The sequence below is a fragment of the uncultured Hymenobacter sp. genome (assembly GCF_964242765.1).
Lineage (GTDB): Bacteria > Bacteroidota > Bacteroidia > Cytophagales > Hymenobacteraceae > Hymenobacter.
In genome coordinates, this window is record NZ_CAXTBM010000013.1 from 1 (window position 1) to 9,026 (window position 9,026).

Annotated in this window: 6 protein-coding genes; 3 read left to right on the plus strand and 3 right to left on the minus strand. The window is 55.5% G+C overall.

Annotation, left to right across the window (positions count from 1 at the left end; genetic code table 11):
* On the minus strand, window positions 1-856 hold an 856-nt coding region (locus tag ACFE7X_RS07415), incomplete at its 3' end, for a RagB/SusD family nutrient uptake outer membrane protein (protein ID WP_375435038.1).
* A 26-nt stretch (window positions 857-882) separates the two neighbouring features.
* A complete protein-coding gene (locus ACFE7X_RS07420) occupies window positions 883-3,966 on the minus strand; it encodes a SusC/RagA family TonB-linked outer membrane protein (protein ID WP_375435039.1) in 3,084 nt (1,027 codons plus the stop codon).
* A gap of 635 nt (window positions 3,967-4,601) precedes the next feature.
* On the opposite strand from ACFE7X_RS07420, the gene ACFE7X_RS07425 reads away from it, so the two are divergent.
* From ACFE7X_RS07425 to ACFE7X_RS07435, 3 genes are all read left to right on the plus strand, one after another.
* Window positions 4,602-5,606 (plus strand): FAD:protein FMN transferase, encoded by a 1,005-nt coding sequence (locus ACFE7X_RS07425; protein WP_375435040.1) that lies wholly within the window; start codon window positions 4,602-4,604, stop codon window positions 5,604-5,606.
* Window positions 5,603-6,817: a Gfo/Idh/MocA family protein gene (locus ACFE7X_RS07430; RefSeq protein ID WP_375435041.1), complete on the plus strand. Its 1,215-nt coding sequence runs from the start codon at window positions 5,603-5,605 to the stop codon at window positions 6,815-6,817. Before ACFE7X_RS07425 ends, ACFE7X_RS07430 begins: the two co-directional genes overlap by 4 nt.
* 114 nt (window positions 6,818-6,931) lie before the next feature.
* A complete protein-coding gene (locus tag ACFE7X_RS07435; protein WP_375435042.1) occupies window positions 6,932-7,987 on the plus strand; it encodes a LacI family DNA-binding transcriptional regulator in 1,056 nt (351 codons plus the stop codon).
* Window positions 7,988-8,060: 73 nt separating this feature from the next.
* Here ACFE7X_RS07435 and ACFE7X_RS07440 read toward each other — a convergent pair whose 3' ends face one another.
* Window positions 8,061-9,026 (minus strand): MFS transporter, encoded by a 966-nt coding sequence (locus ACFE7X_RS07440; protein WP_375435043.1) that lies wholly within the window; start codon window positions 9,024-9,026, stop codon window positions 8,061-8,063.

Below are 9,026 nucleotides of genomic sequence, written 5' to 3' on the forward strand. Positions count from 1 at the left end.
CCACGCCGTTGGTGGTAGGGTCGGCGGTATACTGCGTCGCAAAAATTACTTCGTCGTTGATTTCGCCCGCGCCCTGCTGAAACACGCTAGCGTAGTCGGGCAACAGCCGATACGTGTAGTTTTTGATGACGTTCTGGGCGTAGGTAGCCGCTTTCGTATAGTCATCAGAAGCAGAGGCGACCGACGTGGCCTTGGTCAGGTATACCCGCGCCAGCAAATGCTCACAGGCGCCCTTCGTCACCCGGCCGTACTCTGTGGTAGTGGCCGTCAAGTCGGGCAAGGCTGATTCCAGGTCCTGCACAATAGCCGCGTACACGTCCTTCACGGGCGTCCGGGTAGCTTCCTTGTTGGCTTTGGTACTTTGCTGTAGTACCAGCGGAATGTCGCCGTACTGCTGCACCAGCACAAAATAATGATGCGCGCGCAGCACTTTCACTTCCGCCACCCGCCGCTTCTTCACGGCTTCGTCGAGGCCCGTTACGTTGGGCGCTTGGTCGATAACGGCATTGGCCGTATTGATGCCCACGTAAAAGGCATTCCACACATCGATGATGGGTTGGGTACGGCTGTCGAGTTGGGTGGTGTACTGGTTCATGTACTTGTACGTGCCGTCGGAGCCGAACGTGTAGGTGTCGGTGCCGAATACGGTCAGGTTCATGCCGTTTTCGCGGCCATAAAAGTCGCGTAGCGACGAGTACACCGCTCTTACCCCCGCTTCGAAACCCGCTGGCGTGGTAATATATTCGGAACCTACTTGCGACACCACTTCTTCCTCAAGCAGGTCTTTGCAAGCCGTGGAGGCCAGCGAGAGCAGCACCGCGGCCACTATGGATTTACTGTATTTCAAGGTCTTCATGTCAGGATGGGTTGAAGGTGCGGGCCTTAAAACTTGGCGTTGAGGCCAAACGTGATTTGCCGAACCGAGGGAATCTGGTTGGCATTGACCACATCGGCGGTTTCGGGGTCGATGCCTTTATACTTCGAGCGGTACTCCGAGAAAATAAACGGCTGCTGAATGCTGGTGTACAAGCGCAGCCCCGTCATTTTCAGGCGTTGCGCAATAGCCGGCGCGAAGTTGTAGCCGAAGTTGATGTTGCGCACCTTCACGAAAGAGCCATCAAAGTATTGCAGCGTGGAGTTGTAGACCGGAAACTCCTGGTCCTTATTGGGCCGCGGGAAGTCGTTGGTGGGGTTAGAAGGCGTCCAGTAGTTGATGTCCAGGTTGTTGTAGCGACCCGCTAGCTGGTTGGTGCCCAGGTGAAAGTCGCTGCGAATCATGTTGCCGATGCGGGCATAGACGAAGAACGACATGTCGAAACCCTTGTACTCGAACCGGTTGGTGATACCGCCTGCCCAATCCGGAATAGTAGAGCCAAGAATAACCCGGTCGTTGACGGCGTCAATTTTTCCGTCGCCGTTCTGGTCTTTCACCTTGATCTGCCCAACTCTTTGGCCGAAAGAGGCCGCCTGCGATTCCTCATCTTGCTGCCAGATGCCAACCTTCTCGTAGTCGTAGTACACTTGCAGAGGCTGGCCGATGAAGCGTTGGTTGCCGATATCGTCGCTCTTGCCATTGAACAGCTCAATAATGGCTTCGCGGTTGCGCGTGAACTGTAAATCCGTTGACCACCGGAAGCCGCTGGCGGTGTTCACGTTCACGCTGGTCAGCGTGGCTTCAAAACCGCGGTTGCGGGTGTGCCCTACGTTTTGGAGCACCCGGTCAAACCCATTGGAAATAGGCAGTTGGTTGTAGAGCAGCAGGTTACGCGTGTCGGCCTGGTAGGCTTCCAACGACCCGTAAATGCGACCCTTGAACATGCTGAAATCCAAGCCGATGTTGGCCGTGCTGGTGGTTTCCCACTTCAAATCGTCGTTGCCGAGCGTGCCTACCCGGTAGCCATAGGCTGGGGCGGTGCCAAACGCGTAACTCGTGCGGGCTAGCAAACTCTGAGTTTGGTAAGGCGAGATGCCGGTGTTGCCAATCGAGCCGTAGCTGCCGCGCAGCTTCAATTGATCTAGCACCGGAATGGCCTTCATAAATTCCTCGTCGCCCAGGTTCCAGCCCAAAGCTACCGAGGGGAAGAAGCCGTACTTGTTGTTGGAACCGAAGCGCGAAGAACCGTCGTAGCGGCCGGTCACGGTGAGTAGGTACTTTTCCTTGAAATCGTAGTTCACCCGTCCCATAAACGACTGCAAGGTCCAGGTTTGCAGGTCGGTGCCGGGCGCGTTGAAAGAGCCGGCTTGGCCCAGGTTATAGAACCCCTGCGATTCTGCCGACACAGCATTTACGTCGATGAAGCCGGTTTCGTAATTGTCGCGCTGTACGGAGTGCAGGGCCGTTAATCCCACGTTGTGCACCCCGTTGAATGCTTTGTTGTACGTCAGAATGTTCTCGATAGTGTAGTTGAAGCGCTGTCCGTACTCGGTGCGGGCCGTGGGGGCCCCGTTGCGCCGGGCGTTGGTGAGAGTACCCGTGAAGCGGCCGAAGCGCTGGTTGGTGAAGTCGGGACCGAAGTTGAACCGGTACTTCAAGCCATCCACAATTTTCAACTCCCCATAGATGCTGTTGAAGAGGCGTACCGTCTTGGTTTCCGCAATGACAGCGCCAGGTACCACTTCGGCGGCGGGATTGGAACGCAAGCCGTCAGGAGTCGGCAAAAAGATCAGATTGCCTTGCTCATCGAACGGTTTGCCGAGCGGATTTTCCGATAAAGCACCCCCGAAAGGGCTGAAACCCCGAGCCACGTAGTTCGGGTTGGGAAAGCCGTCGAAGGCCGGATTGTTGATGGGGCTATCGGCGCCGTTGTTGACGCTGTACACGCCGAACGTGGACGTTCCCACCCGAATCCGGTCACTGATTTGGTGGTCGAGGTTGACGCGGAAGGTGTAGCGCGTGAAATCGGTACGCTTCAGAATGCCCTTCTCCTGAAAGAAGTTGCCGGAAATTGAAAACTGCGTTTTCTCGCTGCCGCCCAGCACGCCCACTTGGTGGCTCTGAATGGAGCCGGTGCGCAGCAGCAACTTCTGGTAGTCGGTGCTCCGGCCCTGGGCAATGCTCTCCAATTCCACCGCCGTGAAAGTTTTTTGGTCGGAAACGACAGGGTCGTTGTCGAGGTAGATACCGGCCGTGCGGTAGGCTTCCCGCTTGTATTCCGCAAACTCGGGTCCGTTCATTACGTCCACTTGGCCCAGGGCTTTCGAGAAGCCCGCGTAAGCATCGTAGCTCACCACTGTTTTGCCGGCTTTACCGCGCTTGGTGGTTACCAGCACCACACCGTTGGCACCACGGGAACCGTAGATGCCGGTGGCCGAAGCATCCTTCAGCACTTCCAGCGAGGCAATATCTTGGGGGTTGATGTCGTCGATGCCACCGGCCACGGGAATACCATCCACTACGTAAAGGGGGTCGTTGGAGGCGTTGATGGAGCGGCGGCCCCGGATGCGCACCGTCACGCCCCCGCCGGGCTGGCTACCCGACTGGATAACGTCGACACCCGCGGCGCGGCCTTGCAGCGCTTGCCGAGCGTTGGTTACCGGCAATTCCGCTATTTCTTTGGAAGTCACCGAGGAAATAGCGCCGGTGGTTTGGCTTTTCTTTTGAGTACCGTAGCCCACAACCACTACGTCGGCCAGCGCCTGCGAATCTTCTCGTAGCGTGACGTTGATTTGCTTGCGGCCGTCGATATTCACGGTTTGAGCAACTAAGCCCACAGAAGAAATTACCAGCGCGGTGGCATTGGCGGGCGCTTGCACCGTGAATTTGCCGTCGGGGTCAGTACTGGCGCCTACGGTAGTGCCCTTCACCTGAATTGTAACGCCCGGTAGGCCGGCGCCTTTTTCGTCAACTATGCGGCCACTGATTTCTGTAACTCCTTGCTGCGCCCACGCTCCGGAAGTGAAACAGAGCAAGAGTAGTAGCAGCAACAGGGGCACCTTGTGAATTGGGGGAGAGTATAGTGCGGTCATAGAATGGGTGTGGGGAGGATTAGAGTGATGAAACTGAAATGGTTATTGTGACGTCCTAAATGCAGTGCTTTAAAATAAGCTTGCCATTTAGAAGGAATAAACCCATATGGAGTACTAAGCTAAAGGCAAATAGTACCAAGTCGGCACCATAAGCAAGCCTTTAGTTACGCAAACGTTTTCGGTAATGCAATCGTTAGCGCAATTGTACCTGAGTAAGGTTAGGTAGTTCAAAGCGAAGACAAGCAAATAGGAGGTACCTCTGATGCAAATGGTCAGAAGTAAGGCAAGGGCGCAACAGTAGCTAATAAAGCGTACTGCAAAAGGACTCAAGAGTATAGCTCTCTACTTTCGAAGCTGATATTAAATATATCATTTGTTGCAACTCTCCTGTACTCTCCCGAATGTTTTCCGAGCTCAACAAAGGAAGAGGGGTTGGAAAGGAGACGATAATATCTGGTTATATTTCAAATAATAGTTAGTATTACCTAGCCGCTGAAAGCACTGCCGAGCATTCAATAGCCGTGCTTGCAAGTAGCTGAGCTTAGGTTAAGTTACAAAATTAAAGTCTGTTTGGTGAGCCTTCCCCTTTGCTAAGGGGCCGCGTCGCCTAACATTTCCTTGCCTTTCCTCGCCTTATGGAATGCGGTGTTCTTTTCGCCCTTGCGCTGTGGCTACTCCCAAGTAGTCCGGCCCCGCTGCGCTCCTTTCAGCTCAGCGGTTACGCGCAAGGAACCACGTATACCATCACCTACTACGCCAAGGATAGCCTAGTAACGAGGTCCGAAGTAAGCCGGCAACTAGCAGAAATTGACGCCTCCCTCTCGCTCTACCAGCCCAACTCGCTGATCAATCAGTTCAATCAATCGGCAAGGGGGGTGGTCGCCGACCGGCATTTACAACTGGTTGTTCGCAAAGCTTTAGCCGTGTATCAGCAAACGGACGGCGTGTTTGATGCCACCGTGCAGCCGCTGGTGCAAGCTTGGGGCTTTGGCACCAAACCCACCGAAACCATTCCTTCCGCAGCCGCTATCCAGGCCATTCTGCCGGCCATCGGTTCCGATAAAATCAAGCTGCGCGGCGACTCGTTGGTGAAGACTGTCGCGGGCGTACACCTGGATTTGAACGGTATTGCCCAAGGCTACACGGTGGACGTGCTGGCCGCGCTGCTGGAACACAAACGCATCCGCAATTACTTGGTGGAGCTGGGCGGTGAAATTCGGGTGCGGGGCCGCAAATCACCCAGCGGTGAACTGATGCGAATCGGTATCGAGCGGCCGGATAGTAGCGGCTGGCAGTTGCCGGGCATGCAGCAGGTCATTCAACTAAGCGCCGGGGGCGTCACTACTTCCGGTAATTATCGTAAATATAAACAGCAAGGAGCCGTAACCAGGGCTCACCTCATCGACCCCAAAAGTGGCTACCCGTTTCAGAATGAAATGATCAGCGTGACTGTTATAGCGCCGGATGCCCTAACTGCTGATGCGTATGATAACGCGCTGATGGGGATGGGATTAGCGAAAGCGCTAACTTTCCTGCAAAACCACCGCGACCTTCAGGCCTACATCATTTACCAGCGCCCGAGCGGTACGGTTGCCGACACTGCCTCCCAAGGATTTAAACGATTACTCTCCCACCCATGATTCACCTTCCAAGACGTCATTTCCTTAAGAAAACCGGCTTGCTGACCGGCAGCCTGCTACTAAGCAGCCAATTAGGAGAAGCTTTTGCCGTGCCCGCCGCCGGCAAGCTGAAAATCGGTGTTATTGGGTGTGGCGACCGGGGCACGGGGCTGCTTAAAATATTGCAGGAACTGCCCGACCAGTACGAGGTGGTGGCCCTGTGCGATGAGCTGCCTTTTCGCCTGCGCGACGCCCAAAAAATAGGTTCGGCCAGCAAGGCCAAAACCTATACCGACTACCGCGCGCTGCTGGATTCGCGCGCCGTGGAAGCCGTCATTATTTCGGTGCCGCTGAACCTGCATTTTGCCGTGGCCAAGGCCGCGTTGCAGGCGGGCAAGCAGGTGTACCTAGAAAAAACGATGACCCACAACATCGACCAGGCCACGGAATTGGTAACCCTTGCGCAGCAGCGCCCCAATCAAATCCTGCAAGTCGGCCATCAGTACCGCTACTCGCCGCTGTACTACCGCGTCAAGGAAATGATAGACCAGGGCTACCTGGGCAAAGTGACGCAGATTGACTGCCGCTGGGACCGAAACGGCAGCTGGCGGCGGCCGGTGCCCGACCCAAGCCTGGAGCGTAAAATCAACTGGCGCATGTACCGCGAGTATTCCGGCGGGCTGGCCGCCGAGCTGCTTTCTCACCAGCTCGACTTCATTCACTGGGCCTTCAACACCTACCCCGACGAAATCTTTGGCACCGGCGGCATCGACTACTACAAAGACGGCCGCGAAACGTACGACAACGTGCAGGTGATGGTGCGCTACGCCCGCGAAGGCATGGTGGGCAATTTCGGCGCCACCTGCGGCAACGCCCGCGACGGCTACCTGTTCAAGCTCAAAGGAACTAAAGGCACCATCTCGCTGCTCATCGACCAAGGCATTTATTACCCGGAAAAGGAAACGCTCAAGCAGTACGGCACCGTGGACGGCGTAACGGGCGCCACCAAAATCACGTGGGACAAGAACGGCGGCATTCCTATTACCACCGAGCCATTGAAAGACGGCTCCTGGTATGCTCTCCGTGATTTCTATAAAGCGGTGAATGAAAAGAAACTGCCCGATTCCAACGTTTTCACTGGCGCGCGGGTGGCCTGTGCGGTTTATATGGCTAATCAGGCCATCTACAATCATACTATCGAGAAGTGGCGGCCAGAGTTTAATTTCAGTTAACAGTCAGAGAATCAATTTGATGCACTCTGTTTTGTGGAAACCCTGATTCTCGTAGTATGCCCGCATGCTACAGCGGAGCTTATTATGTATACTTCGTTATCCATAACTTGAGCTATGAAATCAGTTAACCTGAAACGACTAGCCGAAGAACTGAACCTCTCTGTTGCCACGGTTTCACGAGCACTCAACGACCGGTACGATATTTCGCAGCCAACCAAGGACCGAGTCCGCGAGCTAGCCAATAAGCTTAATTACGAGCCTAACCCGTACGCGAGTGGCCTGCGCAACCAAAAGAGCAGAACCATCGGGGTGGTGATTCCGGAGGTGGCCAACCATTTCTTTTCGTTGGCAATCAACGGCATCGAGGAAGTAGCCCGGGCCAACGATTACCATGTGCTGATCTATTTGACGCACGAAGATTACGAGCGCGAAGTATCCGTGGCGCGGCTGCTAGCCGGTGGTCGGGTGGAGGGCGTCATGATATCGGTAGCCAGCGGTAGTCGGGACTACGCCCACTTGGATTCCTTGCAGGAAAGAGGTATTCCCTTGGTTTTTTTCGACCGGGTACACGAAGAACTAGCCACGGCCAAAGTAACAACCAACGACTACGAGAGCAGCTACCAAGCCACCCGGCATTTGCTCGATAATGGCTGTCGGGCCATAGCTCACCTAACCCTTTCGGAGAGCTTATCTATCGGTAAGCGACGACTGCAAGGCTACGTAGATGCGTTGAAAGCTGCTGGTATACCATACGACGAGGAATTGGTGGTGCACGCACTAGCAAACAAGGCGCAAGACATCCAAACGATTCAGGAGCTACTGCTAAAAAGGCCCGACATAGATGGGTTTTTTGCGTCAATTGAGAGTTTGGCCATGTACACCTACGAAGCCTGTCGGAATCTTGGTTTAGTTATTCCAACTGACATCAAGGTTATTGGCTTCTCTAACCTGGAAATGGCGTCGTTGCTGGACCCGCCCCTTACAACCATCACACAGCCCGCTTATGCCATCGGCAAAGAAGCCGCTACCATACTATTCCGAGCCATCACCAAAAACGCTCTCATAACAGCAACTCAGAGCCTGGAGTTGAAATCTGAATTGATTGTTAGAGGGTCTACAAGGGCTTCGGTGGACATGGTTGCCGCCAAGGCGCATCAACAGCGAAGCTGATTCCTCCACTTCCGGCGTTCTTATGCCGCTTGATGCAGGGAATGTCGGAACAACAACGCTCTAATTAAAACAGCTAAGCCGGAGTCCGCACTTTCGCGGATTTGGTGGCAATGCCGGCTGCCAGCACACCAACGGCTGCACCTATCACGGCCACCAGCGCAAACGAGATGCGCAGGTTAAACACCTCGCCCAGCAGCCCAATCAGCGGCGGGCCGAGCAGAAAGCCAAGGTAGCCGATAGTGGAAACCAGCGCCAGCGCGACGCCCGGCGACACGGTGCGCGCCTGTCCGGCCGCCGAATAAGCGAGCGGCGTTACCGAGGCAATGCCGAAGCCCACGAGCAGGAACCCGATAATGGCCGGCACCAAATAGGGCAGAAGCACGGCAGTCAATAGTCCCAAGGAAATGAGGGTGCTGCTGATTTGCAGCATCCGGGCGGCCCCGAAGCGGTGGGTGAAGTAGTCGGAGAGGAAGCGGCCGAGTGCCATGGTGCTCATGCAGGCTACGTAGCCGCTGGTAACCATAGTGGCATCGGGTTGCACGACGCGCTGGAAATACACGCCGCTCCAGTCGAACATACAGCCTTCGCAGAGCATACCGCAGAACGCAATAAGGCCAATGCGCAGCAGATACGGTTCGGGACGGCGCAAACTCATGCCCCCGGCCTCGCTGCCTTCGTCTTGGCGCAGCGTAAACTGGTGCGCTACGGCAACGATAAGCAGTCCTAACCCAGCTACGAGCAGGAAGTGGGAGAGAGGCGACTGTTGCCAACTGATGAGCAGTGTTCCGAAGGCACCGCCCAAAAAGCCCGCCAAGCTCCAAAGGCCGTGGAACGAGCCCATAATTGGCTTGCTGTAGTGCGCCTGCACGTTGATGGCCTGCGTGTTGACGGACACATTGAGCAAGTTACCAGCAAAACCAAACAACGCCAGCGCGGGCACCAACGTCCAGAACTGCTCCACCCAGCCCAGCAGGGGCAGAAACACGGCGTACAGGGATGCCGCCAGCAAAACCACCGTGCGGCTACCCCAGGTATGCAC

What these genes read in the sequence shown, in the direction of transcription:
- ACFE7X_RS07420 (WP_375435039.1), bottom strand. Translation starts at nt 3,966, where the DNA reads ATGACCGCACTATACTCTCCCCCAATTCACAAGGTGCCCCTGTTGCTG.
- ACFE7X_RS07425 (WP_375435040.1), top strand. Translation starts at nt 4,602, where the DNA reads ATGGAATGCGGTGTTCTTTTCGCCCTTGCGCTGTGGCTACTCCCAAGT.
- ACFE7X_RS07430 (WP_375435041.1), top strand. Translation starts at nt 5,603, where the DNA reads ATGATTCACCTTCCAAGACGTCATTTCCTTAAGAAAACCGGCTTGCTG.
- ACFE7X_RS07435 (WP_375435042.1), top strand. Translation starts at nt 6,932, where the DNA reads ATGAAATCAGTTAACCTGAAACGACTAGCCGAAGAACTGAACCTCTCT.